Consider the following 24,961-nt stretch of genomic DNA (forward strand, 5'->3'; position numbering starts at 1 on the left):
CGGTTTGGGGGCCAGCGGCGGATCAGCTGAGGCGCTCGAGCACCATCGCCATGCCCTGGCCGCCGGCGGCGCACATGGTCTCGAGACCGAACTGCGCGTCGCGCTCCTGCAGGCCGTGGATCAGTGTGGTGGCCATCCGGGCGCCGGTGGAGCCGAACGGGTGGCCGAGCGCGATCGCGCCGCCGTTGACGTTGACGCGGTCGAGGTCGAGGCCGAGCTGGTCGATGCAGGGCAGCACCTGGGCGGCGAAGGCCTCGTTCATCTCGACGAGGTCGATGTCGCCGACGGAAAGGCCGGCGCGGGCGATCGCCTGGCGGCTGGCCTCGACCGGGCCCAGGCCCATGATCTCGGGGCTCAGCGCGGAGACGCCGGTGGACACGACGCGGGCCAGCGGCGTGATGCCGAGCTCGGCGGCGCGGGTGTCGCTCATGACGACCAGCGCGGCGGCGCCGTCGTTGAGCGGGCAGCAGTTGGCGGCGGTGACGGTGCCCTCGGGGTGGAAGACCGGCGCCATCGAGGCGACCTTCTCGAGGGTGACGCCGGCGCGCGGGCCGTCGTCGGTGTCGACGACGGTGCCGTCGGCGAGGGTGACCGGCGTGATGTCGGTCTTCCAGAACCCGCGCTGGGCGGCGGCCTCGGCGAGGTTCTGGCTGCGCACGGCGTACTCGTCCTGCGCCTCGCGCGAGACGTTGCAGTAGCGGGCGACGTTCTCGGCGGTCTCTCCCATCGCGAGGTAGACGTCCGGGAGCTCGCCGAGCGAGCGCGGGTCGACCCACGGCTCGCGGGCCAGCGCCTTGGCGGCGGCGCGCTCGGCGGCGTCGGCGTACAGCGGGTTGCGGGTGTCCGGCATCCCGTCGGCCTTGCCGTACTGGAACCGGGAGACGGTCTCGACGCCGGCAGCGACGAAGACGTCGCCCTCTCCGGCCCGGATGGCGTGCAGCGCCATCCGGGTGGCCTGCAGCGACGACGCGCAGTAGCGGTGCACGGTGGTGCCGGGGACGCCGTCGAGGCCCAGGCGCATCGCGACCATGCGGCCGATGTTGTAGCCCTGCTCGCCGGCGGGCTGCGCGCAGCCCATCATCAGGTCCTCGACGAGGGTGCGGTCCAGCTCGGGTACGGCGGACAGCGCCGCGTCGACCATCTGGGCGGCGAGGTCGTCGGGCCGCATCTCGCGCAGCGAGCCCTTGTAGGCACGGCCGATCGGCGAACGGGCGGCGGAGACGATGACGGCTTCGGGCACGGAGAGCTCCTGACTCAGGCGTTGGGGGTGTGCTGGAGGAAGGCGGGCCACTCGCCGCCACCGTCGACGTTGAGGACGGCTCCGGTGATGTGGGTGGCCAGCGGCGAGGACAGGAACACGCAGGCCTGCCCGACCTCGAGCGGCGTGGCGAAGACGCCCCGCGGGATGGTGGCGGCGACCGCGGCGAACTGCTCCGCGTCGCCGTAGTGGTCGACCGAGCCGGGCGTCTCGACCAGCCCGCAGCTCACCGCGTTCACGCGGACCTCGGGCGCCCACTCGACGCCGAGGCTGGTGGTGAGGCTCTCGAGGGCGGCCTTCGCGGCGCCGTAGACGGCGGTGCCGGGGCTGGCGCGGCGCGCGGAGATCGAGGTGATGTTGACCATCGACCCGCCGGTCTCCTTCAGGTGCGGGCGCACGGCGAGGCCGACGTAGACCGCGGACATGAAGTTGAGGTCGTTGATCTTGGCGTGGAAGCGCGGCGAGCCCGCGTCGAACTGCGCGAAGGGCGACCCCCCGGCGTTGTTGACCGCGACGTCGATGCGGCCGCGGCGGCGTACGAGGTCGGCGACCCACGCCTCGACCTGGTCGGCCTCGCGCACGTCCACGGGCGAGAAGTGCACGCCGTCGCGAAGGGAGTCCGGCGTGCTCCGCCCGCAGATCTCCACCGCCGCACCGGCCTCGAGGAAGGCCTGCACGATGCCGTCGCCCACGCCCTTGCCCCCGCCGGTCACGAGGACCACCTGGCCGGTCATGTCGATGCTGTACGCCACGGAATCCCTTTCGTCGTCCTCCGACGGAGGATCATAAGGGATGAACCAAGCAAGTGCTAGGTTGACCGCCTGCTGCACAGATAGCCGATGACGCCGACCGACACCGCGAGCGACACCACGGCGCCGCCAGAGGTCGGGCTCAGCAGCATCGGCAGGGCCGTCAGCACCGCGATGTCGACGCCGCGAAGCACACTGCCGTAGAGGTTCGTGGGCACTCCCCCCGCGGGCGTCGAGACCAGCGGGCGGCCGTAGTCCGGCGGCCGGCCCGTCACCCAGCGCACGCCGGCCGCGAGGCCGCCGACGCCCGACGCGGCGCCGAGCAGGGCGAGGTCGGCGGCCGGCGCGATGATCGTGCGGTGCAGCGCAGGCACACTGAGCAGTCCGTGCACGACCAGCAGCGTCCCCGGTACGACGACCGCCGCCGCCCGGGTCGCCCCCAGCCCCGCCGGGAACATCCGGGCCATGCCCGAGGACCGGGTCAGCACCCGCAGTGCGACCAGGAACGGCACGACGAGGACGAAGCAGACGACCACCTCGACGAGCACCACCACGACCCGGCCGCCGACCGCGGCGACGGCGTACGGCACGACGAGCGAGCCGGCCAGCAGCACGAGCCGGCCCGGCTGGCGGCGGAGCCGGATCACGTCGCGCCAGGCGAGGGCGGCGAGACCGGACGGACCACCGCGCCGCGGACGGACGGACCCGCGCCGGCTGCTGGCGTGGGCGACCAGCACGTCGAACATGAGGGCCAGGTCGAGTGTCGCCAGCGCGCCACCGAGCCCCGGCACGAGGGCGCCGCCCGGGGCGACGTCGCGGCGGCGCAGGCGGGCCGCGAGCACGCCGGCGCGGACCAGGACCGTGGCCACACCCGCACCGAGCAGGCCGAGCACGCCCATCGACGCCACCCGAACGAACGGACCAGTCGTGACCTCGGGAGCCCTCGACACCGCGATCGCACCGAGACCGGCACCCACTGCCAGCAGGCTGACCGGGCCGAGCAGCCGGGCCGGGTGGCTCCCCCGAGCAGACGCTTGGGCCTGCACCAGCGCCCCGACGCCGTACGACGACAGCCCGGCCGCGCCCGCCGTGAACAGGGCCAACGTCCCGACGCCGTAGCCGGCCAGGACGGCGGCGCCCGCGGCGACAGGGGCGACGAGGGCCGCGGCCAGCAGCGTCGTACCCCTGGCGCGGCCGCGGAGCAGCTCGCCGCGGTCGACCGGGCTCGGCAGCAGCCACGCGGCCACGCCCGGGCTGACCGCGACCGGGCCGACCATCCGGGCCAGCGACCAGAGCACCGCCAGCAGGGTGCCGACCACCAGCCACGGCAGCAGCGACCGGGCCGCGGCGCAGTCGGAGGCCACGCACGCCCGGTCGCCGACGTCGGAGAGGTTCACCAGGACGCTGACCAGCATCGAGCCGAGCATCAGCACCGCGAAGACGCCGATGTACAGGTCCTGCAGCGCCTCGCCCAGGGACAGGGTGCGGCGGCTGCGGCGCCAGAACCGGATGTCGGCCCGGAGCTCGCCCGCCTCGGTGGCCCTCACGAGGCGCTCACGAGTGTCGCGCCAGGCTGACCACGTCGTCGGCGATCGCGTCCACGAGCGCCGGGGCGTGGCTGGCCAGCACGATCGCCAGCCCCGCGACCTTCTCGGCGAGCAGGCGCTCGGCCAGCCAGGCCAGGCCGTCCTGGTCGAGACGCTGCTCGGGCTCGTCGAGGACGAGCAGCCGCCTCGGCCGGACGAACGCGCTGGCCAGCGCGAGCCGGCGACGTTGGCCCGAGGAGAGTGAGGTCGGCAGCTGCCCGGACTGCGCGGTCAGGCCGACCTCGTCGAGCACGTCGTCGACCACGGCGTCGGCGTCCGGGGTGCGATGGGCGCGCGCGAAGAGGTCGAGGTGCTCGACGACGGTGAGGTCCGGGAAGAAGTCGAGGTCGTCCATGACGACGGCCATCGCCGCCCGGATCGTCGGGGAGCGCTCGTCGAGCGGCTCCCCCAGCACCTCGACCGTCCCGGCGTCCGGCTGGTCGGCGCCGGTGATGCAGCGCAGGGCGGTCGACTTGCCGGCGCCGTTGGGGCCGACGAGCACCGCGGCCGAGCCGGTCCGCACCTCGAGGTCGAGGTCCGCGAGGACCCGGTGCTCACCGAACGAACGCGCGAGCCCGCGCACCGACAGCACTGCTTCGCTCACCCCGTCAGGATGTCAGGCCGGGCGTGACGCACCGCTAGCCTGGTGCCGTGCTGATCGAGGTCGACAGACGCTAGCCGCCCGGACCGGGCGGCGGATCCGTGGCCGGCGCCCACCTTCGCGGGCGCTGTCGCTGCCTGCCCGCACACCGGTCCGGACCCGACGTCACCCTCATCCGGGCCCGACGACGCCGCACCGCCGCCGCGCGCGAGCGGCCGCTCCGTCGTCCGCCCCTCACGAACGGACCCAGTCATGTCCCCTGTCATCACCCTGCGCGACGTCACCTTCGAGTGGCCGGACGGGACGGTCGCGCTCTCCCACCTCGACGGCTCCCTGAACGCCGGACGTGTCGGCCTGGTGGGCCGCAACGGCGCCGGGAAGTCGACCCTGCTGCGCCTGGTCGCCGGCCTCCTGCGGCCCACGTCCGGCCAGATCATCACCACCGGCGACGTCGGCTACCTGCCCCAGACCCTCACCCTCCATTCCGAGACGACGATCGCCGACCTCCTCGGCATCCGCGATGTCGTCGACGCGATCGACGCGATCGAGCGGGGTGACGTCGACCAGCGGCACTTCGAGGCGATCGGCGACGACTGGGACATCGAGTCCCGCGCCGCCGAGCTCCTGGACCAGATCGGCTTCGGCGTCGGTGACCTCGGGCGACGGGTCGCCGAGCTGTCCGGCGGCGAGGCGATGCTCATCGCGATCACCGGCATGCGGGTGAGGCGTACGCCGATCACCCTGCTCGACGAGCCGACGAACAACCTCGACCGCCCGACCCGCGCGCGGTTGGCGGAGTTCGTCGACCAGTGGCCCGGCACGCTCGTGATCGTCAGCCACGATCTCGACCTGCTCGAGCACGTCGACCACACGGCGGAGCTGCGTGGCAGCGAGCTGTCCACCTTCGGCGGTCCCTACAGCTCCTGGCGCGCTCACGTCGACCAGGAGCAGGCGGCCGCGCAGCAGGCGGCCCGTTCCGCGCAGCAGGCGCTGAAGGTCGAGCGCAGGCAGCGTGCCGAGGCGGAGACCAAGCTGGCACGCCGCGAACGCACGGCCCGGAAGACGCAGAAGGACGGCGGCATCCCGCGGATCCTGGCCGGCAACCGGGCCAGCAAGGCCCAGAACGCCGCCGGCTCCCTGCGCTCGACCCTCGACGACAAGGTGCTCGCCGCCCAGGCCGCCGTCGACTCCGCCGATGCCCGGGTCCGCCGGGAGGAGCACATCAGCCTGGCCCTGCCCGACCCGGCCGTCCCGCGCAGCCGGCGCCTGCTCGAGCTGAGCCAGGACGGCCGCACCATCGTGGCCCAAGGACCGGAGCGGATCGCGCTCGTCGGCCCGAACGGGGCCGGCAAGTCGACCCTGCTCGAGCACCTCGTCCACGGTCGACCGCCCGGGCCGGGGGCGCCGGCCGGCCGGATCCTGACCGACCGGTTCGGCTTCCTGCCTCAACGCCTCGACGGGCTCGACGAGAGCGCGGACGCGGTGGCGAACGTACGACGGGTCGCTCCGGGAGCACCGGACGCCGCCATCCGCAACCAGCTCGGACGGATGCTCCTGCGCGGCTCGAGCGTCGACCGTCCGGTCGCCTCGCTGTCCGGCGGCGAGAGGTTCCGCGTCTCCCTGGCGACCCTGCTGCTCGCCGAGCCACCCGCCGAGCTGCTGATCCTCGACGAGCCGACGAACAACCTCGACGTGGCCAGCGTGGACCAGCTGACCGAGGCGCTCTCCGGCTACCGCGGCGCGCTGCTGGTCGTGAGCCACGACCACCGGTTCCTGCGCAGCCTCGGGCTCGACCTGGTCCTGGTGCTCGATGCGGCCGGCCGGCTCTCCCAGCAGGCGTCGCTCGACGACCGGTGACGCCATGCCCCGCGCACCGATGGGTGCGCGGGGCATTCACGGGCTCAGCCTCGAGGCTCAGTCGAGCTCGGCCTCGAGCTCGTGGAACGGGTAGTCCTTCGGGCCGAGGTAGCCCTGGTCGACGTAGCTGTCGGGCCGCGGGTCCGGGTCGGGATCGGCGGAGTTCACGTAGTTGCTGAGCTTGCGCGGCGCCTCGCGGTAGATGAGGTCCACGTGATCGACGTACTTCTGCGTCATCGCCGCGTCGCCGCGGATGATGATGTTCTCCTCGTCGGAGTGCCAGCCGAGCTGGGTCCAGTTCTCGCTGCTGGAGAGCACGACGTTGCCGTCCGGTCGCCCGTCGACGTTGCCCTGCACGGCCAGGCCCTTCATGTGGACGTAGCGGTCCTTGAACTTGTTGGCCGTCAGACCGGTGATGTAGACCATCTGCTTGGCCCGCATGCCCTTGAGGATCCCGCGGATGTGGCGCTGCATCATCATGAAGACGATCTCGACGTCGCAGCCGGCACGATCGAGCTCACGGGCCTTCCGCGCGATCCGGGCGCCGCGCGCCTCGCCCCACACGGCGTTGGCGATGCGCACCTTGGTGCGTCCGCTCGCGGTGTTGGTCGCGCCGGCGCACTGCACCTTGTTGAGCACGCTCAGGGCCGGGTCGATCTCGCGCTTGTGGGGCGCGAACATGGTCGTGACGTTGCCGGTCGTGAACCGCATCGCCGGGAAGTTCCGGTCCTGGGTGGCCTGGTCCCACATCTGCATCCAGCCGTCGTAGAGCGCCTGGTTCTCGGTGACGGTGGTCCAGTCGTTGAACTGCTGGACGGCGGCCGCGCCGGTGAAGTTGCCGGATCCCTGCATGACGATCCAGTTCGTCGCCCCCGAGCGGTTGACCAGCATCAGCTTGGAGTGCATCGAACCCCGCTTGCCGCGGCAGGTCTGCTTGCAGGTGCGGATCCAGCTGCGCAGCTCGGGCGGCCGGTCCTTGTTGCCGCGTGCGAAGGCCCGCAGCATCATCGGGTACGACCGAGCGAGGTTGCCGCCCTGCGAGCGGGCGAGGCCGCGCGACATGATGATCTGGACCGAGACGCCGCGCTCGTGAGCGGCGATGAACTTGTGCGCGAGGTACGGCGAGTCGAAGTTCCAGGTGATCACCCGGACCTGGCCACCGGCCGGCACGTTCTTGAGCGTCTTGACGATCTTGCGGTGGATCTTGCCGCGCTGCCCGTTGCGGAACGGGTGGTTGAAGGTGATGCCGGGCTTCACGACGTACGCCGGGTTCGGCTCGTTCCTCGCCACCGGAGCCTCGAGCGGGGACGCCGCCGGGGCCGCGAGCGGCGCCGCCGCGGCCGGGGTGAGACTGCCGTGACCGGCGACCAGCACCGTCAGCGTCAGCAGCAGGGCGAGGGCCGCTGCCAGCCGCGTCCGCGTCCTACGGCCAGCGGCCGCGATCCCCCACGCAGTCCCCACGATCTCGCATCCCCCTCCATCGACGCAGCTGTCGCAGGGACACTACCCAAGGGCAGGGAGCGGTGAACCCGGAAGTACCGGGATCCGTCGCAACCGGGCGGTCGCCACGCCCGCGCAGGCGAGCAGGGCGAGGGCGAGGAGCCCCACACCACCCCAGCCGTACGCCGACCACGCCGTCCCGCCCAAGCTGCCGAAGACCGACGAGCCGACGTAGTAGGCGCACAGGTAGAAGGCGGCCGCCTGGCTCGCGCTCGCCCCCGCCAGGTGGGCCCGGACGGCCACCCAGCCGCTGGCGAGGCCGTGCATCACGAAGAAGCCGGCGGTCAGGCAGGCGAGGCCGAGCACGATCGCGCCCAGCGACGGGAGCAGGGTGAGCAGGACGCCGAGGACGGCCAGCGCACACCCCGACGGCAGCACCGCGCGGCGCCCGAGGCGATCGGCCAGGGCGCCGGAGACCATCGAGCTGACCGTGCCGAGCGGGTAGACCAGGTAGAGGAGGCTGATCGCGCCCAGGCTGAGGTGGAAGGGCGCGGTGGTCAGCCGGAACCCGAGGGCGTTGAAGACCGCGACCAGCGTGCCGACCGCGCAGGCACCGAGCAGGTAGAGACTGCGCAGCGCCGGGTCGCGGAGCGCCACCCGGGCCATCGACCGGAGCTGGGCGCCCCCGCGCGGGCGTGGGGTGAAGTTGCGGGACGCCGGGAGCGCGACGGTGACCGCGACGGCGCAGCCGAGGGCGAAGACGGCGGCGCTCGCCATCGCCCACCGCCAGCCGGCGAGGTCGGCCACCGGCGCGGTCAGCAGGCGGCCGGCCATGCCGCCGAGCGCCGTACCGCCGATGTAGAGGCCGGTCGCCCTGGCCAGGGCGCTGGCGTGCAGCTCCTCGCGCAGGTACGCCGTCGCCACCGCGGGCAGGCCCGCGAGGACCACGCCCTCGAGCAGCCGCAGGCCCAGGAACGCCTGCCAGGACGGGGCGAACGGCGTCAGGCAGGCCACGAGCGTCGCTGCCCAGGTCGAGCCGACGATCAACGGCGTGCGTCCCACGACCTCGGACGCCGGGCCGGCGACGAGCAGCCCGAGCGCGAGACCGGCGGTGGTCAGCGACATGCTCAACGTCGCCTGGGTCGGGCTGACGTGGAAGGTCGTGTGCAGCTCGGGCAGCAGTGCCTGGGTCGCGTAGAGGAGGACGAAGGTCGCCATGCCCGCGGCGAACATCGCCGCCATGATCCGCCGGTATCCCGCACTGCCGGGGGCATGTCCCCCGGTCGCGACGTGGGACTGGTCGATGGTCGCGTTCCTGCTCACCGGATCAGGGTGCGCCGCGAGCTCGCATACGTCCAATGTCTTTGATCGTCATTCTGCATGCGTCACACGTATGATCGCTGGGTGCTGGTGCGCGACCTCGAGTGGATCGTGGCGCTGGCCGACAACGAGCACGTCACCGACACCGCGGCCGTGCTCGGCGTCAGCCAGCCGACGCTGTCCCGCGCGCTGGCCCGGGTCGAGGACGAGCTCGGCGTCCGCCTCTTCGAGCGCGTGCCCCACGGCCTGGTCACCTCCCCCGACGGCGAGCTGGTGGTGGCCACGGCACGGGAGATGCTGGGTCGCTACCAGCAGCTGCGCCACGAGCTCGGCACCCGGCACGACCCGGAGCGCGGCATCGTCCGGCTCGCCTTCCTCGACTCGATCGCGACCTCGCTCGTCCCGCGGATCCTGCGCGGCTTCCACGAGCAGGCGCCGCTGGTCCGGGTCGAGCTGACCCAGGAGCCGGGACACGACATGATGCGCGACCTGGCGACGGGCGCGGCCGAGCTCGCGATCATGTCCGCCCGGCCGCCCGGCGACTTCGCCTGGGTGCCCCTCCAGGAGGAGCGCCTGGTCGTCGCCGTCGGCCCCACGCACCGGCTTCGGGACCGCAAGCTGGTCGACCTGGCCGAGCTCGCCGACGACGACCTCGTGACCACACCACCCGGTTTCGGCCACAGCTCCCTCGTGGAGGGCCTGCTCGCCGACGCGGGCGTGGCTCCCCCGGTCTCGTTCGAGAGCGCCGACCTCGCCACCATCGAGGGCCTGGTGGCCGCCGGCCTGGGCGTCGCGATCGTCCCGGAGAACATGGCCGGCGTGTCCGGGACGACGGGCCTGCGGATCCGCAACCCCCGGGCCCGCCGGACGATCGGCCTCACCTGGCGGACCGATCGCCCCCTGGCGCCCGTCGCGACGCGGTTGCGCGACCACGTGGTCGAGCACGCGCCGTACGGGCGCTAGTGGTCCGCCGCACAGCTAGGCGATGGTGGCGGCGTCGATCACGAAGCGGTAGCGGACGTCGGAGGCGAGCACCCGCTCGTACGCCTCGTTGACGGTGTCCGCCGCGATCACCTCGATCTCGGAGCCGATGCCGTGCTCGGCGCAGAAGTCGAGCATCTCCTGCGTCTCCGCGATGCCGCCGATCATCGACCCGGCGAGCGAGTGCCGGCCGTAGATGAGCGACATCGGCGAGACGCTGAACGGCCGCGGCGGCGCGCCGACGTTGACGATGGCGCCGTCGACGGCGAGCAGGCGGAGGTAGGAGTTCATGTCGAGGCTGACGCTCACCGTGTTGACGATGAGGTCGAACTCGCCGGCGAGCGCCTCGAAGGTCGTCGGGTCGGATGTCGCGTAGTAGTGGTCGGCACCGAGTCGCTCGGCGTCCTCCTGCTTCTTCAGCGACTGCGACAGCACGGTCACCTCGGCGCCCATCGCGTGCGCGATCTTGACCGCCATGTGGCCCAGCCCGCCGAGGCCGAGGACCGCGACCTTCCTGCCCGGGCCGGCGCCCCAGCGCTTGAGCGGCGAGTACGTCGTGATGCCGGCGCACAGCAGCGGCGCGGCCGCAGCCGGGTCGAGGCCCTCGGGCACCGACAGCACGAAGTTCGCGTCCACCACGACGTGCGTGGAGTAGCCACCCTGCGTGGTGGAGCCGTCGCGGTCCGTGGCGGCGTACGTGCCGACGCTGCCGTTGGTGCAGAACTGCTCCTCGCCGCGCAGGCAGTTGACGCACTCGCGGCACGCGTTGACCAGGCAGCCGACGCCGACCCGGTCGCCGACCCGGTGGCGCGTCACGCCGGAGCCGACCTCGGCGACCACGCCGACGATCTCGTGCCCGGGCACCACCGGGAACGGCTGCGGACCCCAGTCCCCACGCACGGTGTGGATGTCGGAGTGGCAGATGCCGGCGTACTCGATCGCGATGAGGACGTCGTTCGCGCCGACCTCGCGGCGCTCGATGGTGGTCGGCTCGAGCGGCGCCTTGCTGCTCGGCGCGGCCCAGGCGGCGACGTGGTTGCGGTCGTAGGTCATGGTCATCTCCTCGTCAGGGGTTCTTCTTGAGTGAGTCGGCGAGGGCGAGGGCGTCCTCGGACAGGGCCCGCGCCCGGTCCTGGTCGCCGTCGGCCACGGCCTGCCAGTAGTCGATCTTGAGCTGCACGTAGCGACGTCGTACGGCGAGCTGCTCGGCCTCCACCGCCAGCCGGTCCCGCTGGGCCGCGAGCAGCTCGATCTGCTGGTCGGCCGCCGCCGCTCCCTTGGCCCCGTTCTCGACGTACTGGCGCATGTCGCTGATCGACAGGCCCGTCGCGTTGAGGCACGCCACCCAGGTCAGCACGTCGAGGTCGCCCTCCGTGTAGACCCGGTGCCCGCTGCTCGCCGAGCGGCCCACGGGTGCGACCACCCCGACCGACTCGTAGTAGCGCAGAGTGCTCGCCGGGAGCCCGGTCAGTGCGGCTGCTTCCTTGATGGAGAAGGTCCGGCCGGCCGTTCGTGAGCTCACTTCGACGAGGCTAGGAACTTCGAGTACTTGAAGTCAAAGCATCTTGCTCGCAGGCCCAGGCGCCTCTAGCGTCCGGCGCCGACGTGGACGACGAGGTCGGCCAGCCGGTTGGAGTAGCCCCACTCGTTGTCGTACCAGCCCGCGACCTTGACCTGGTTGCCGATCACCTTCGTCAACGGCGCGTCGAAGATGCACGAGGCCGGGTTGGTCACGATGTCAGAAGACACGATCGGGTCGGTCGAGTAGACCAGGTAACGGCCGTCGGCAGCCGCCTTCACGATCGCGTTGACCTCCTCCACACTCGTCTCCCGCGACGCCTCGAACGACAGGTCGGTCAACGAGCCCGTCGGGGTCGGGACCCGCAGCGCGTAGCCGTCGAGACGACTCTTGAGCTCGGGCAGCACCAACCCGATCGCCTTCGCCGCACCCGTCGAGGTCGGGATGATGTTCAACGCCGCCGCCCGGGCCCGGCGCAGGTCCTTGTGGATGTTGTCCTGCAGGTTCTGGTCCGCGGTGTAGGCGTGCACCGTGGTCATCAGACCCTTCACGATGCCCAGGCCGTCGTTGAGCGCCTTGGCCATCGGACCCAGGCAGTTCGTCGTGCACGAGGCGTTCGAGATCACCGTGTGCACGGCCGGGTCGTAGGCCTCGTGGTTGACGCCCATCACGATCGTCACGTCCTCGTTCGAGGCCGGCGCCGAGATGATCACCTTCCTCGCTCCCCCGCCGTCGACGTGCGCCCGCGCCTTGGTCGCGTCGGTGAAGAACCCGGTCGACTCGACCACGACGTCGACCCCCAGCTCGCCCCACCGCAGCGCGGCCGGGTCCCGCTCGGCCGAGACCTTGATCTCCGCATCGCCCACCACGATCACGCCGTCACCGGCATGCACGTCGGCATCCAGCGGTCCCAGGATCGAGTCGTACTTCAGCAGGTGGGCCAGGGTCGCGGTGTCCGTCAGGTCGTTGACACCGACGATCTCGATGTCCGCACCACCCGCGCGCACCGCGCGCAAGAAGTTGCGGCCGATCCGACCGAAGCCGTTGACGCCTACACGAACAGTCACGGTGCGGTTGTCCTCTCGTCGACGATGATCACGTGCAGGTGGCGCGGCCCGTGGACGCCTTCGACCCGGTCGAGCTCGATGTCGGAGGTGGCGCTGGGGCCGCTGATCCAGGTCTGCGGGCGCTGCGGGTCGAGCAGCCCGAAGGCGTCGGGTACGTCGGGGACCACCTGGCCGGCGTACACGACGCAGACGTGGCGGTCCGGGACCAGGGTGATCGCCCGGCGCCCCTGGTCGGCCTCGTGGTCGAGCACGATCGTCCCCGTCTCAGCGATGCCCACCCGGCAGCACGTGACGACGGCTTCCATCGCGTCCAGATCGGTCGCGGTGAGGCCGGCGTCCGCGACCGGGGAGGGGACCCCGGCCAGGACATCGTCCGGCAGGCCGGGCGGTACGACGACCCGCGCGCCGGCGGGGAGCGCGGCCGCCACCGCGACGGAGACCGCGTCCGACGAGCAGCGGACCACGGTCGCGCGGTAGTCGGCCACACGTTCCGCGAAGTGGGCGACCAGGCCGATCGCGGCCGGCGGCACGGCGCCGGGCGGCGCGACGACCGGCTCGGTCGTCCCCTCGACGTCGTGCAGCGCCGCCCTGACGCGGCCGAGGATCTCGTCGCGCGCACTGGTCATGGGCGCTCCCCTCCGTCGGTGCGCTGCCACCACTCACGGAAGGACTCCGTCGGTGGCGCGGGCAGGTCGCGGGCGTCGGTCCAGGCCGAGCCGGGACCGGGAAGGCGACCGAGCGACGTACGGCCGCGACGACGCAGGATCCGTCCCGCGACGGAGGAGAGTCGCTCGACGCGGTCGAGCCGGGAGGCGTCGCCGAACGCCCACGCGGCACCGCGGAAGGCCACCGCCTCGGGCTTGGGGATCCGGTCCTCGCGGTGTCCGTCGACGACCTGCGAGCGCAGGTGGACCAGCACCTCGGGGATGTCGATGCGGACCGGGCAGGCCTCGAAGCAGGCGCCGCACAGCGAGGAGGCGTAGGGCAGCGAGTCGGTCTGCGGGTCGCCGGTACCGCGCAGCAGGGGGTTCAGGATCGCGCCGATCGGACCGGGGTAGACCGAGCCGTAGGCGTGGCCACCGGTGCGCTCGTAGACCGGGCAGACGTTGAGGCAGGCCGAGCACCGGATGCAGCGCAGCGCCTGGCGGCCGGTCTCGTCGGCGAGGGCCCGGGTGCGTCCGTTGTCGAGGAGCACGACGTGCACCTCCTGGGGGCCGTCGCCGGGTGTGATGCCGGTCCAGGTCGAGGTGTAGGGGTTCATCCGCTCGCCGGTCGAGGAGCGCGGCAGCAGCCGGAGCAGCGGGTCGAGCTCGGCCCAGGTCGGGACGACCTTCTCGATGCCGACGATGCTGACCAGCACCTCGGGCAGGGTCAGGCACATCCGGCCGTTGCCCTCGGACTCGACGACGACCAGGGTGCCGGTGTCGGCCACGGCGAAGTTCGCGCCGGAGACGGCCATCCGGGCGCGCAGGAACTTCTCGCGCAGGTGCTCGCGGGCGGCGCCGGCCAGCACCGCCGGCTCGTCGGTGAGGTCGTCGGGAGCGGGCCGGCCGACCTCGCCCATCCGGCGGCGGAAGATCTCGCGGATCTCGGCCCGGTTGCGGTGGATGGCGGGCACCAGGATGTGACTGGGCAGGTCGCCCCCCAGCTGGACGATGAGCTCGGCGAGGTCGGTCTCCCAGGCCGCGATGCCCGAGTCTTCGAGCGCCTCGTTGAGCGCGATCTCCTGGGTGACCATCGACTTGACCTTCACGACCTCGTCGACGGCGTGCGCACGGGCGATGTCGACGACGATCCGGTTGGCCTCCTCGGCGTCGCGCGCCCAGTGCACGACGGCGCCGCGTGCGGTCAGCGACGCCTCGAGCTGCACGAGGTGGGTGTCGAGCGAGCGCAGCGCGCGCTCCTTGACGGCCGCGCCGGCCAGGCGCAGCTCCTCCCAGTTGTCGACCTCGCCGACCACCGCGGCCCGCTTGCCGCGGATCACACCGGTGGCGTGGGCCAGGTTGTGGCGCAGCTGGGTGTCGGCGAGGGCGGTCCGGGCTGCCGTGGGGAAGGCCGGCATGCCGACGAAGGTTCCGGTCGTCGGGCCCGTCATGCCGGCTGCTCCTCGGTCGAGGCGAGGACCTCCGCGAGGTGCATCACCCGGACGCCCGACCGCCCCCGGTTCAGCACTCCCCCGATGTGCATCAGGCACGAGTTGTCACCGGCGACGAGGACCTCGGCGCCGGTCTCGCGCACGTGCCGCGCCTTGTCGGAGCCCATCGCCACCGAGGTGTCGGAGTTCTTCAGCGCGAAGGTGCCGCCGAAGCCGCAGCACTCCTCCGCCTTCGGCAGGTCCACGAGTCGCAGTCCGCGGACCTTCTCCAGCAACCGGCGTGGCCGGTCGCCGACTCCGAGCATCCGCAGCGAGTGGCAGGTCGGGTGGTAGGTCACCGAGTGCGGGAAGTACGCCCCGACGTCCGTCACCCCGAGCACGTCGACGAGGAACTCACTCAGCTCGTGGGTCCTCGGCGAGGTCTGCGCGACCGCGGCCGCCAGGCCGGTATCTCCGGAGCGCGCCGCCACGAGCTGGTGCTGGTGCCGCGCGGAGCCGGCGCACGAGCCGGACGGCGTGACGACGGCGTCGTACCCCTCGAAGGCCCGGACGAAGGACCGCACCGCGGGCACCGCCTCGTCGAGGTAGCCGGTGTTGACCATCGGCTGCCCGCAGCAGGTCTGCGCCTGGGGGAAGTCGACATCGACGCCGAGCCGGCGGAGCAGCCGGACGACGGCCTGGCCGGTCCCGGGGAACATGGCGTCGTTGACGCAGGTGACCATCAACGCGACCCGCATGGCCCCACTCTCCCACTCCTGGCTCTTGAAACGATTCATACCGTACCGCCGGAACGGCCCAACCGCGAGTCACGCGGTTGGGCCACTCCGGGCCTCACTCCCGCCGGGAGGTCAGCGGCGCTTGACCTTCGCGGTCTTGGCGCTGGTCACCGTCGCGGTCTGGTGACCTGGCAGGGACACGACGACGCGCAGACTGATCCGCTTGCCGGTGAGCTTCGCGCCCAACCGGAGCGAGCGGGCCGTCGCGCCCTTGATCGCCTTCTTGCCCGCGAACCACTGGTAGCCCACCGTGGCGCCGGCCGGCACCGCCAGGCTCCCCGTCAGCCGCTTGCCGACCCGGGCCTTGCCGGAGACCACCAGGACCCCGAGAGCCAGGTCGGCCGCAGTGACCGGACCGACGGCGGCGGAGTCGGCGACCCCGCTCCCACCGGCCTTGCTGGCCGTGACCCGCACCGCGAGCCGGGCGCCCAGGTCCGCCACCCCGACGGCATACGTCGAGCCGGTCGCGCCCGGGATCGGCTGCCCGTCCCGCAGCCACTGGCGGGCGAGGTCCAGCCCCTTGGTGTTCCACGAGCCGTCGGTCGCGGTCAGCGTCGCGCCGTACTGCGCGACACCCGTCACCTGAGGCGCCACGACCGCGGCGATCCGGTCGACGTCGGCGAGCGTCACCGTGGTCCGGTGCACCGCCTCGGTGTTGCCGGCGAGGTCGGTCGACGTGTACTCGACCACGTGGTCGCCGTACCCCTCGACCAGGACCGGGCTGTCGTCGGCGCGCTGCCATGCTCCCCCGTCGATCCGGTAGCGAGTGGTGGCCACGCCGCTCAGCGCGTCCTCCGCGGCGAGCGCGAGCCGGGCCCGGTCGGACCCGTCCACGCCGCTGCCCCGCTCCATCGTCAGGACGGTGGCGGGCGGCGTCAGGTCGATGCCGACCTTCAACTCGCCGACCGGCGACCGGTTGCCCGCAGCGTCGGTGGCGCGGTAGGAGACGGTGTGCTCGCCCTCCTCGGCGATCCCGACCGCTCCGGCATAGGCCTGCCAGCCCGCGTCCTGGCCGACCTCGACGGCCGGCACGGGGTCGCGACCGTCGGCGGCCGCCACCTCGACGGTGACCGGGGAGGCGTACCAGCCGCCCGTTCCCGGCACGCCGGTGGCGACCGTGGCCGCGACGTCCGGCACCCGGGTGTCGTCGCCCAGCGGCAGCACCCACATGTCGGCGATCGACGGGTCGAAGTAGCCCGACGCGTCGAGCGGGTACTCGTACTTGATCCGCGCCGTCCCGTCGGCGGGCAGCACCGCCGGGTCGTCGACGAGAAGGTCGTAGACCTTGATCCCCAGACCGCTCTCCGTGCGCGGCACCAGCTGGGTCCTCACCAGCGTCCCGTCGACGTACACGTTGTACTTCTTGGTCCGTGCGCCGTCGTACGTCTCGATGTTGCGGATGAGGAACGGCTCCCCGGCGGGGACGTCGACCTCCACGGAGTACCAGGAGCCGGGGTACGACGAGTGCGCATAGCGTCGCGTGTAGCCGGCCTCGCTGTTGGTGCCGCTGTTCGGGGCGGCCTGCAGCGCGTGCTCGGTCTCCGAGGCCGCGTTGCCGAAGTCGACGTGGTCGACGGCCTGTGCGGTGGGCGGGTGCGGCAGGTCGACGGTCACGCTCGTCGCCTCGGACACCGTCGTCCGGCCGGCCTGCCGGACATCGACCGTGAGGTCGACCTTCCCGCCGACCAGGTCGAGCGGCACCGTCACCGGCACCTTCGCGGTGGCCGTCTCCCCGGCCGGGACCAGGGTCTCGGCGGAGGGCACCGACCGCCAGCCGGCGGCCAGGCCGCGCACCGCGGCGGAGACCCGGGTGTCGCGGTCGCCGGCGTTGTGCACCGGCACGTCCAGAACGAGCCGCTCGACCGGGTCCTCGCCGGCCGGCTCCACCGTGATGTCGCCGATGCCGAGACCGGAGTCCACGCGGACCCAGTCCGCAGTGGCGTCGCCGACCGTGTAGTCGTGGCCGTCCAGGGTGAAGGAGACCTCCACCGTGGCGTCATGGCCTCCGGCCGCCGCGTTCGCGGGCACGCGCACGGTCACCGGGAGCTCGGCGCTCGCGCCGGGTGCCAGGTCGGCCGGCGCGATGCTCGCGGGCGCCCAGCCGTCGACCTCGACGGTCGCGGTCAGGTCGGAGACCGGGGCGTCACCGTCGTTGACGACGACGACGGAGCCCGACACCTCGCTCCCCGCGGCCACCGGGGCGTCGACCGGCGGAAGGCTCACGGCCAGGCCGTGGGCGGACATCACCACCCGGGCCAGCGCCTGCTCGACGGCGGCGAGACGGCGGTCGACGTCTCCGCGGACGGGTCCGTCCACGTCGCTCAGCCCGAGCCAGGTGCGCAGGCCACGGATCGTGTCCAGCGCGCCCACCAGGTGCTCGGCGACGGCGTCGCCCTCGGCGGTGCGGGCCGCGAGCACGGCGTCCCGGGCCTCGTCGAGACCGTCGGTCAGGTGCGTCCCGTCGCCGTCGGCCAGGTCGCCGGCAGACACCGTGTCGCCGACGTGCTCGCGGGCCGCCTCGATCAGGTCGAGGATCGCCCCGAGGGGCGCGTCGGCCGCGGTCACGGTGAAGTCGTAGCTGCCCGACCCGACGGTCACGACGACCTCGCCGTCGGCACTGGTGACGTCCTGCACCCCGGCCACGTCGGGGAGGAGGTCGCCACCCTCGGTGACGGCCCAGGTGTTGGCCGCTGGCAGCACGACCTCGGCCGTTGTGTTGACAGGTACGTCGACCGCCAGGGTGAGGTCCTCACCCTGTCGCTTCCAGTCGGTCGCGATGGTGCCGTAGACGGAGTCGTACTCACCCCGGGCATCGCTCAGCGCGCCGTCCACCGCCGGGGCCACCCGGAACCTGCGATAGCCCGGCTCGAGCGGGCTGATCCCGCCGATGTTCTGGTACATCCAGTCGCCGACCGCGCCGTAGGCGTAGTGGTTGAAGGAGTTCATGCCGACGTCGCCGAACGAGCCGTCCGGGTTGATGGAGTTCCACCGCTCCCACATGGTCGTGGCGCCCATCGCGACCTCGTAGCCCCACGAGGGATAGTCCTCGTGCAGGAGCAGCTCGTAGGCGAGGTCGTCGCGGTCGATCGAGGTCAGCGCGGGGAGCAGCCACGGCGTCCCGAGGAAGCCGGTGGTCAGATGGTTGTCGCTCGCGGCGAGCTTGGCCACGAACTTCGCGGCCACCGCGTCCCGCAGCTCGTCGGGCACCAGGTCCATGCCCAGCGCCATCGCGTAGCCGGTCTGGCTGTTGCCCGTGACGGTGCCGTCGGCCGCGACGAACTCCGCGCCGAACGCGGCCCGGACGTCGGCCGAGAGCTGGGCGAACCGCGCGGCGTCGGCGCCCTCGCCGATGGCCGCGGCCATCTCCGCGAGCATCCGCGCGTCCTCGGCGTAGTAGGCCGTGCCGAGCACGCCCACCGGGGTCGGGTCGTCGAGGTTGAGCCAGTCGTTCCAGTTGCCGCGCGCGGTGTCGATCAGGTCGGCGCCCGCCCCGGCCTCGACCAGGTCGAGGTACTTGGTCATCAGCGCGTAGCTCTGGCGCACGATCGCGGTGTCGCCCTGCGCCTTGAAGACGGCGTACGGCACGGTGATGCCGGCGTCGGACCAGCCGAGTCCCGTGCCGAGGTCGATGCCCGGCGGCACCGGGGCGATGCCGGGCAGGTTGCCGTCGTCGTACGCCGCGTCGCTCAGGTCGGTCATCCACTTGGACAGGAACGCCCGGGTGTCGCGCAGGTAGCTCGCCGTCGGCGCGAAGACGTTGATGTCACCGGTCCAGCCGAGCCGCTCGTCGCGAGCCGGGGTGTCGGTCGGGATCGAGACGAAGTTGCCGCGCTGGCCCCACGAGATGTTGCTGAGGAGCTGGTTGAGCATCGGGCTGGACGTCTCGAGGTCTCCGGTGGCCGGCAGGTCGGACCCCCAGACGACGCCGGTGACGTCGCTCGCGGCGGGCGGCGTGCCCGCGCCGGTGATCTCGACATAGCGGAAGCCGTGCTGGGTCAGAGCCGGCTCGTAGGTGACGGTGCCCCCGGCACCGAACGTGTAGTGGTCGGTCACCTTCGCGGCGCGCAGGTTGGCGGTGTAGAGCGTGCCGTCGGGGTTGAGCATCTCGCCGTAGCGGACCTTGACGGTGGACCCGGGCTGGCCGGTCAGCACCATCCGGGCCACGCCGACCATGTTCTGGCCGAGGTCGTAGACGAAGGTGCCCGGCGTCGGCTCGGTGCGCTCGACGACGTCGAGCTCCTGGGTCGTGCGGACGGGCTCGTCGGGCTGGGGTACGACGAGCTCCGTCGCGGACTCGCGGGCCACGGCGGGCGTCCAACCGCTGTCGTCGTAGCCGGGCTGGTCCCAGCCGGGCTGGGCCAGGCGGGCGTCGAAGGTCTCGCCGTCGATGTTGTCCGCGGCGAGGTACGGGCCGGGGTGGGTGGTCCAGTCGTCTCCCGAATCGACCCACTGGCTGGTGCCGTCGGTGTAGTCGATGCGGAGCCGGGCGAGCAGCGAGAGCCGGTTGCCGTAGACGCCGGGGCCCCACATCCCGACCTTGCCGCCCCACCAGCCGTTGCCCATGGTCGCGCCCAGCCCGTTGTCGCCCTCGCGGACCTGGTCGGTGACGTCGTAGGTCTGGTGCTGGAAGCGGGTGTTGTAGTCGGTCCACCCTGGAGCCAGGTGCTGGTCGCCGACCGGCTCGCCGTTGAGCGTCAGCTCGTAGATGCCGCGCGCGGTGGCGTAGATCCGGGCGCGCTCCACGGTCTTGCCGCTCTCGGTCGCGAAGTCGGTGCGCAGCAGCGGCAGGTTGTCGTCGGGCGAGTGCCAGAGGAACTCCTGGTTGCCCTTGACCTCCAGGCCGTCGCTCACCAGGGTGCCGCCGTTGAACGGGTTGCCGTCGGTGAAGTCGGTGTCGAGCAGCACGGCGCCGTTCTCGGCCTGCACGTGCACGGCGTGGACGGTGAACGCCTCGGTTCCCTCGGTCGCGACCGAGGTCCGGAAGCCGACGAAGCCCTGGGCGAAGTTCGTCCGGGTGCGGGAGTCGATCTGCTCGCCGTCGATCGAGGTGGTGATCGTGTCGCCGTCGACGGTCACGCTCATCCGGTGCTCGCCGGTGCGCAGCTCGTCGGCGGTGATGATCGAGCTGATGTCGACGTCGCCGAGCGAGGCGTAGCTGCCGTTGATCTTGGTGTGCGGCCGGAACAGGGCCTGGTTGCCCACGGCCTTGACCTGCCACATGTAGCCGTTGTTGGTGTTCGCGCTGCGGATCATCGCGGCGAAGACCAGGTTGTCGAGGGTGAAGTCGAAGTCGGCCGTGTAGTCGGTCCACTTGGCGGCCTCGACGTCGGCGGGCGCGCCGACCCACTCGGCGTCGCCCCAGTCGCCGGCGTCCAGCAGGCCGGTCTCGAACCAGGTCGGGTCACTCCACGCGCCGGCCCGGTCCGCGCCGTCCCACACCCGCACCCGCCAGCTGTAGCGGGTCTGCGAGGCGAGCGCCGGGCCGCCGTACGCGATGTCGAGCTGGTCGTCGGAGTCGACCTTGCCGGAGGACCAGACCGTCGCTCCCCCGTCGGCGAGCGAGACCTCGAGCTCGTAGGCGCTCTGGACCGCGCCGCGGGCCGCGGAGGTGGAGCGCCAGCCGAACACCACGTCGTCGGCGCCGATGCCCAGGGGCTTGGTGCGCCCGTTGGCCTGCAGGCCGGTGACGGTGAGGCCGTCGCCGGAGGCGGCCGGTGCTGCCACGGCGGGCGCGGTCCAGGCGAAGGGTCCCCCCGTCAGCATGCCGAGGGTGAGAGTGGCTGCCGCGACCGTCGAGGTCAGGAGCCGGCGGCGTTGGGTCATGGGGGGTCCTCCTGGTTGAAACGTTGCAATCCGCAACCTAGGAGGGATGTGACCGTCGCCACAAGGTGCCTGTCCTGATCCGGACGGACCGATTCCGACCTTGCCGGGGGCGTTCAGATCAGGCCGAGCCGCACCGCCAGCACGACTGCCTCGATCGACGAGTCGACGCCGAGGTCGTCCGCGATCGTCCGGATCCGCCGGCGCACGGTCCGGTCGGACATGCCCATCCTGCGGCCGATGGCGTCGCTGGTCTGCCCGCGGGCGAGCAGGCTCAGGATCTCGAGGTCGAGGCGCGTGGGCGCCCACTCCTCGTCCGCGCAGACTGCCCGCCGCACCGCGACCACATCACCCGACTCGGCGCTCGGCCGCCGCCCAGTCGAGTCCGGTGCGGGGCTCGAACCGCCGCACGTCGTACGAGCGCCGGACGAGGTCGCGCATCGCCGGCAGGTCCGGCAGGTCGGCGCCGAGCGCCCGGCCCTGGACCAGGACGTTGCCGAGCGCTGCCGCCTCCACCGGTCCGGCCAGGACCGGCAGGCCGCACGCGTCGGCGGTGAGCTGGCACAGCACCTCGTTCTGGGACCCGCCACCCACCACGTGGACGACCTCGGGCGAGGTGCCCGCGATGGCTGCGGCCGCGCGAACGTGGCGCCGGTAGGCGACGGCGAGGCTGTCGACGATGGTGCGGGTGATGGCGACCGGCGAGTGCGGGACGACCTCGCCGGCCTCTGCGGCCAGCGCGGCGATCCGCTCGGGCATCGGGTCGGCGGCGGTGCTCGGGAACAGCAGCCGCGGGTCGTTGATGTCGACGACCGTGCGCAACGGCTCGAACTCCGCGGCGGCCGCGATCAGCGAGCGCAGGTCGACGTCGTGGTAGCGCCGCTCGGACCAGGAGCGCAGCGACTCCGAGAGGACCCACAGGCCCATCACGTTCTTGAGGAGGCGGATGGTCCCGTCGACGCCGACCTCGTTGGTGAAGTCGGCTCGGCGTGCCTCGTCGGTCAGCACCGGACGGTCGAGCTCGAGGCCGACGAGCGACCAGGTGCCCGAGGAGATGTAGGCGAAGTCCTTCACCTGGGCGGGAACGCCCACCACGGCGGATGCGGTGTCGTGCGATCCGACGGCGACCACGGGCACGTCGGGGGCGACTCCCAGCTCGGCGGCGACGTCGGGCAGCAGCGGCCCCAGCAGGGAGCCCGGGTCGCGCAGGGGCGGGAGGATGCCCCACGGCAGCCCGAGCTCCCGGCACAGGTCGACCGCCCAGGTTCCCGAGCGGACGTCGTACAGCTGCGTGGTCGAGGCGTTGGTGCGCTCCGCGCCGAGCGCGCCGGTCAGCCAGTACCCGAGCAGGTCGGGCAGCAGCAGCACGGTCTCGGCCGACTCGAGCGCGGCGGTGCCGCGGGCGGCGACGAGCTGGTAGAGCGTGTTGAACGGGAGCTGCTGGATGCCGGTGATGCCGTAGAGCGTCGAGGCACCGACCTCCGCGACGACCTTGTCGGCGATCCCGTCGACGCGGGCGTCACGGTGGCTGAAGACCTGGCCGAGCAGCTGGCCGTCGCGGTCGAGCAGGCCGTGGTCGATCGCCCAAGAGTCGATGCCGATGCCGTGCAACGGTCCGGTCCGGGCCACCTCGCCGATGCCCTTGAGCACCTCGCGGTGGATGCCGAGGACGTCCCAGAACAGCGAGCCGCGCACCCGCACCGCTGCGTTGGGGAAGCGATGCATCTCGTTGATCTCGACGCGGTCGCCACTGATCCGGCCGGACATCACCCGGCCGGACGTCGCGCCGAGGTCGACTGCGGCGACCCGGACCGATTTCGAGGCTCGCTGCGCTCGCACCTCAGTCACCGAGTCCTTCAACGAAGGAACGCTGCGGCCACCCCGGCATCGACCGGGATGTGCAGGCCGGTGGTGTGGGACAGCTCGTCGGTGCAGAGCACGAAGACGGCGTTGGCGATGTTCTCCGGCAGTACCTCGCGCTTGAGGATGGTGCGCTGGGCGTAGAACTTGCCCAGGTCCTTCTCCTCGACGCCGTAGACCGCGGCCCGGTTGGCGCCCCAGCCGCTGGCGAAGATGCCGGAGCCCTGGACGACTCCGTCGGGGTTCACGCCGTTGACCTTGATGCCGTGCTCACCCAGCTCGGCGGCCAGCAGCCGGACCTGGTGGGCCTGGTCGGCCTTCGCGGCGCCGTACGCGACGTTGTTGGGGCCGGCGAAGATCGAGTTCTTGCTGGAGATGTAGACGACGTCGCCGCCCATCTGCTGCTCGATCATCACCTTCGCGGTCGCCTTGGCGACGAGGAACGAGCCCTTGGCCATCACGTCGTGCTGGAGGTCCCAGTCCTTCTCGGTGGTCTCGAGCAGCGAGCGGGAGAGGGACAGGCCGGCGTTGTTGACGACCAGGTCGACCCCGCCGAAGGCCAGCACGGCCGCGTCGACGGCGGCCCGCACGGCGGCCTCGCTGCTCACGTCCACCTGGACGCCGACGGCGACGTCGGGTCCGCCCAGCTCGGCGGCGGTCTCCTGCGCCTTCTCGAGGCTGAGGTCGGCGATCACCACACAGGCGCCCTCGGCGGCGAGCTTGGCCGCAGTCGCCTTGCCGATCCCGGAGGCGGAGCCGGTGACGAGCGCGACCCGGGTGGCGAGCGGCTTGGGCTTCGGCATCCGCTGGAGCTTGGCCTCCTCGAGCGCCCAGTACTCGATGCGGAACTTCTCCGCCTCGTCGATCGGGGCGTACGTCGACAGGCCCTCGGCGCCGCGCATCACGTTGATCGCGTTGACGTAGAACTCCCCCGCCACGCGGGCGGTCTGCTTGTCCTTGCCGAAGCTGAACATGCCCACTCCGGGGACCAGCACGATCAGCGGGTCCTTGCCGCGGATGGCCGGCGAGTCGGCGACGGCGTTGCGGTCGTAGTAGCCCTGGTAGTCCTCGCGGTAGGCCGCGGCGAGCTCGTGCAGCCGAGCGATGCTGTCCTCGACCGACGCGGTCGGGGGCAGGTCGAGCACCAGCGGCTTGACCTTGGTGCGCAGGAAGTGGTCGGGGCACGAGGTGCCGAGGGCGGCCAGGCGCGGGTGCTCGGCGGCCGCCAGGAAGTCGAGGACCACGTCGGCGTCGGTGAAGTGGCCGACCATCGGGCGGTCCGCGCTGGCGATGCCGCGGATCGTCGGTGCCAGGGCGGCGGCCCGGGCCCGGCGCTCGGCGTCGGGCAGGGCGGCGTAGCCGTCGAGGGCAGGGCCGAACGGCTCGGCCTTCGAGTGCTCGGCGATGTAGGCAGCCGCGGTGTCGATGATCCACAGCGAGTTGGTCTCGGCCTCCTCGCTGGTGTCGCCCCACGCGGTGATGCCGTGGCCGCCGAGGATGCAGCCGACCGCCTGCGGGTTCTTCTCCTTGATCTCGGCGATGTCGAGGCCGAGCTGGAAGCCGGGACGGCGCCACGGGACCCAGACGACCCGGTCGCCGAAGATCGTGGTGGTCAGGTCCGGGCCGTCGGCGGCGGTCGCGATCGCGATACCGGAGTCGGGGTGCAGGTGGTCGACGTGCGCGGCGTCGACCAGGCCGTGCATGGCGGTGTCGATCGACGGCGCGGCGCCGCCCTTGCCGTGCAGGCAGTAGTCGAACGCGGCGACCATCTCGTCCTCGCGCTCGATGCCCGGATAGACGTCGACCAGGCTGCGCATCCGGTCCAGGCGGAGCACGGCCAGACCCGTCTCCTTGAGGGTGCCGAGGTCGCCGCCGGATCCCTTGACCCAGAGCAGCTCCACGGGTTCACCGGTGACCGGGTCGGTCTCGGTGCCCTTGGCCGAGGTGTTGCCACCCGCGTAGTTGGTGTTCTTGGGGTCGGCGCCGAGGCGGTTGGAGCGCGCGATCAACGCGGCTGCTGCGGGGTTCATTC

The 24,961-nt window shown here is 72.3% G+C and carries 18 protein-coding genes; 2 read left to right on the forward strand and 16 right to left on the reverse strand.

What is annotated here, in order from left to right; translation table 11 throughout:
- Window positions 1-22: 22 nt before the first annotated feature.
- From FBY23_RS23210 to FBY23_RS23225, 4 genes are read right to left on the reverse strand one after another with little or no spacing between them, the layout of a single operon-like run.
- A complete protein-coding gene (locus FBY23_RS23210; protein WP_141800300.1) occupies window positions 23-1,240 on the reverse strand; it encodes an acetyl-CoA C-acetyltransferase in 1,218 nt (405 codons plus the stop codon).
- A gap of 14 nt (window positions 1,241-1,254) precedes the next feature.
- Window positions 1,255-2,010: an SDR family oxidoreductase gene (locus FBY23_RS23215; RefSeq protein WP_141800301.1), complete on the reverse strand. Its 756-nt coding sequence runs from the start codon at window positions 2,008-2,010 to the stop codon at window positions 1,255-1,257.
- 56 nt (window positions 2,011-2,066) lie between these two features.
- Window positions 2,067-3,554 carry a DUF6297 family protein gene (locus FBY23_RS23220; protein ID WP_141800302.1) on the reverse strand — a complete coding sequence of 496 codons (1,488 nt, stop codon included), beginning with the start codon at window positions 3,552-3,554 and terminating at the stop codon, window positions 2,067-2,069.
- A gap of 7 nt (window positions 3,555-3,561) precedes the next feature.
- Complete coding sequence (locus FBY23_RS23225; protein WP_141800303.1) at window positions 3,562-4,197, reverse strand: ABC transporter ATP-binding protein; 636 nt, start codon at window positions 4,195-4,197, stop codon at window positions 3,562-3,564.
- A gap of 249 nt (window positions 4,198-4,446) precedes the next feature.
- Here FBY23_RS23225 and FBY23_RS23230 point away from each other — a divergent pair, with 249 nt between their 5' ends.
- Entirely contained in the window at window positions 4,447-6,051 is a 1,605-nt protein-coding gene (locus FBY23_RS23230; protein ID WP_141800304.1) for an ABC-F family ATP-binding cassette domain-containing protein, read from the forward strand.
- Between the two features lie 57 nt (window positions 6,052-6,108).
- Here FBY23_RS23230 and FBY23_RS23235 read toward each other — a convergent pair whose 3' ends face one another.
- Window positions 6,109-7,512 (reverse strand): phosphatidylserine/phosphatidylglycerophosphate/cardiolipin synthase family protein, encoded by a 1,404-nt coding sequence (locus FBY23_RS23235; RefSeq protein ID WP_141800305.1) that lies wholly within the window; start codon window positions 7,510-7,512, stop codon window positions 6,109-6,111.
- Window positions 7,513-7,554: 42 nt separating this feature from the next.
- Complete coding sequence (locus FBY23_RS23240) at window positions 7,555-8,814, reverse strand: MFS transporter (protein ID WP_222117925.1); 1,260 nt, start codon at window positions 8,812-8,814, stop codon at window positions 7,555-7,557.
- A 57-nt stretch (window positions 8,815-8,871) separates the two neighbouring features.
- Between FBY23_RS23240 and FBY23_RS23245 the strand changes: the two genes are divergently transcribed.
- Entirely contained in the window at window positions 8,872-9,774 is a 903-nt protein-coding gene (locus FBY23_RS23245; protein WP_222117926.1) for a LysR family transcriptional regulator, read from the forward strand.
- A 15-nt stretch (window positions 9,775-9,789) separates the two neighbouring features.
- Here the strand turns inward: FBY23_RS23245 and FBY23_RS23250 are convergent, their stop codons facing one another.
- The 10 genes from FBY23_RS23250 to FBY23_RS23295 form a co-directional block, all read right to left on the reverse strand.
- Window positions 9,790-10,845, reverse strand: coding sequence for an NAD(P)-dependent alcohol dehydrogenase (locus FBY23_RS23250; protein ID WP_141800306.1), 1,056 nt, complete (start codon window positions 10,843-10,845; stop codon window positions 9,790-9,792).
- A gap of 13 nt (window positions 10,846-10,858) precedes the next feature.
- On the reverse strand, window positions 10,859-11,314 hold the full coding sequence (locus tag FBY23_RS23255; protein ID WP_141800307.1) for a MerR family transcriptional regulator: 456 nt from the start codon (window positions 11,312-11,314) through the stop codon (window positions 10,859-10,861).
- Between the two features lie 65 nt (window positions 11,315-11,379).
- Window positions 11,380-12,378 carry a type I glyceraldehyde-3-phosphate dehydrogenase gene (gene gap, locus FBY23_RS23260; protein WP_141800308.1) on the reverse strand — a complete coding sequence of 333 codons (999 nt, stop codon included), beginning with the start codon at window positions 12,376-12,378 and terminating at the stop codon, window positions 11,380-11,382.
- Window positions 12,375-13,004, reverse strand: coding sequence for an LUD domain-containing protein (locus FBY23_RS23265; protein ID WP_141800309.1), 630 nt, complete (start codon window positions 13,002-13,004; stop codon window positions 12,375-12,377). Before FBY23_RS23265 ends, gap begins: the two co-directional genes overlap by 4 nt.
- On the reverse strand, window positions 13,001-14,473 hold the full coding sequence (locus tag FBY23_RS23270; protein WP_141800310.1) for a lactate utilization protein B: 1,473 nt from the start codon (window positions 14,471-14,473) through the stop codon (window positions 13,001-13,003). Before FBY23_RS23270 ends, FBY23_RS23265 begins: the two co-directional genes overlap by 4 nt.
- Window positions 14,470-15,210, reverse strand: coding sequence for a (Fe-S)-binding protein (locus FBY23_RS23275; protein ID WP_141800311.1), 741 nt, complete (start codon window positions 15,208-15,210; stop codon window positions 14,470-14,472). The genes FBY23_RS23270 and FBY23_RS23275 overlap by 4 nt, the downstream gene beginning before the upstream one ends.
- Before the next feature lie 111 nt (window positions 15,211-15,321).
- A complete protein-coding gene (locus FBY23_RS23280) occupies window positions 15,322-21,072 on the reverse strand; it encodes a family 78 glycoside hydrolase catalytic domain (protein WP_141800312.1) in 5,751 nt (1,916 codons plus the stop codon).
- 113 nt (window positions 21,073-21,185) lie between these two features.
- Window positions 21,186-21,407, reverse strand: a complete 222-nt coding sequence (locus FBY23_RS23285; protein ID WP_141800313.1) for a LuxR C-terminal-related transcriptional regulator — start codon at window positions 21,405-21,407, stop codon at window positions 21,186-21,188.
- Window positions 21,408-21,417: 10 nt separating this feature from the next.
- Complete coding sequence (locus FBY23_RS23290; RefSeq protein WP_260806517.1) at window positions 21,418-22,917, reverse strand: rhamnulokinase family protein; 1,500 nt, start codon at window positions 22,915-22,917, stop codon at window positions 21,418-21,420.
- Between the two features lie 8 nt (window positions 22,918-22,925).
- Window positions 22,926-24,959, reverse strand: coding sequence for a bifunctional aldolase/short-chain dehydrogenase (locus tag FBY23_RS23295; RefSeq protein ID WP_141800314.1), 2,034 nt, complete (start codon window positions 24,957-24,959; stop codon window positions 22,926-22,928).
- Window positions 24,960-24,961 lie beyond the last annotated feature (2 nt).

It is taken from the genome of Nocardioides sp. SLBN-35, assembly GCF_006715725.1.
Taxonomy (GTDB): domain Bacteria; phylum Actinomycetota; class Actinomycetes; order Propionibacteriales; family Nocardioidaceae; genus Nocardioides.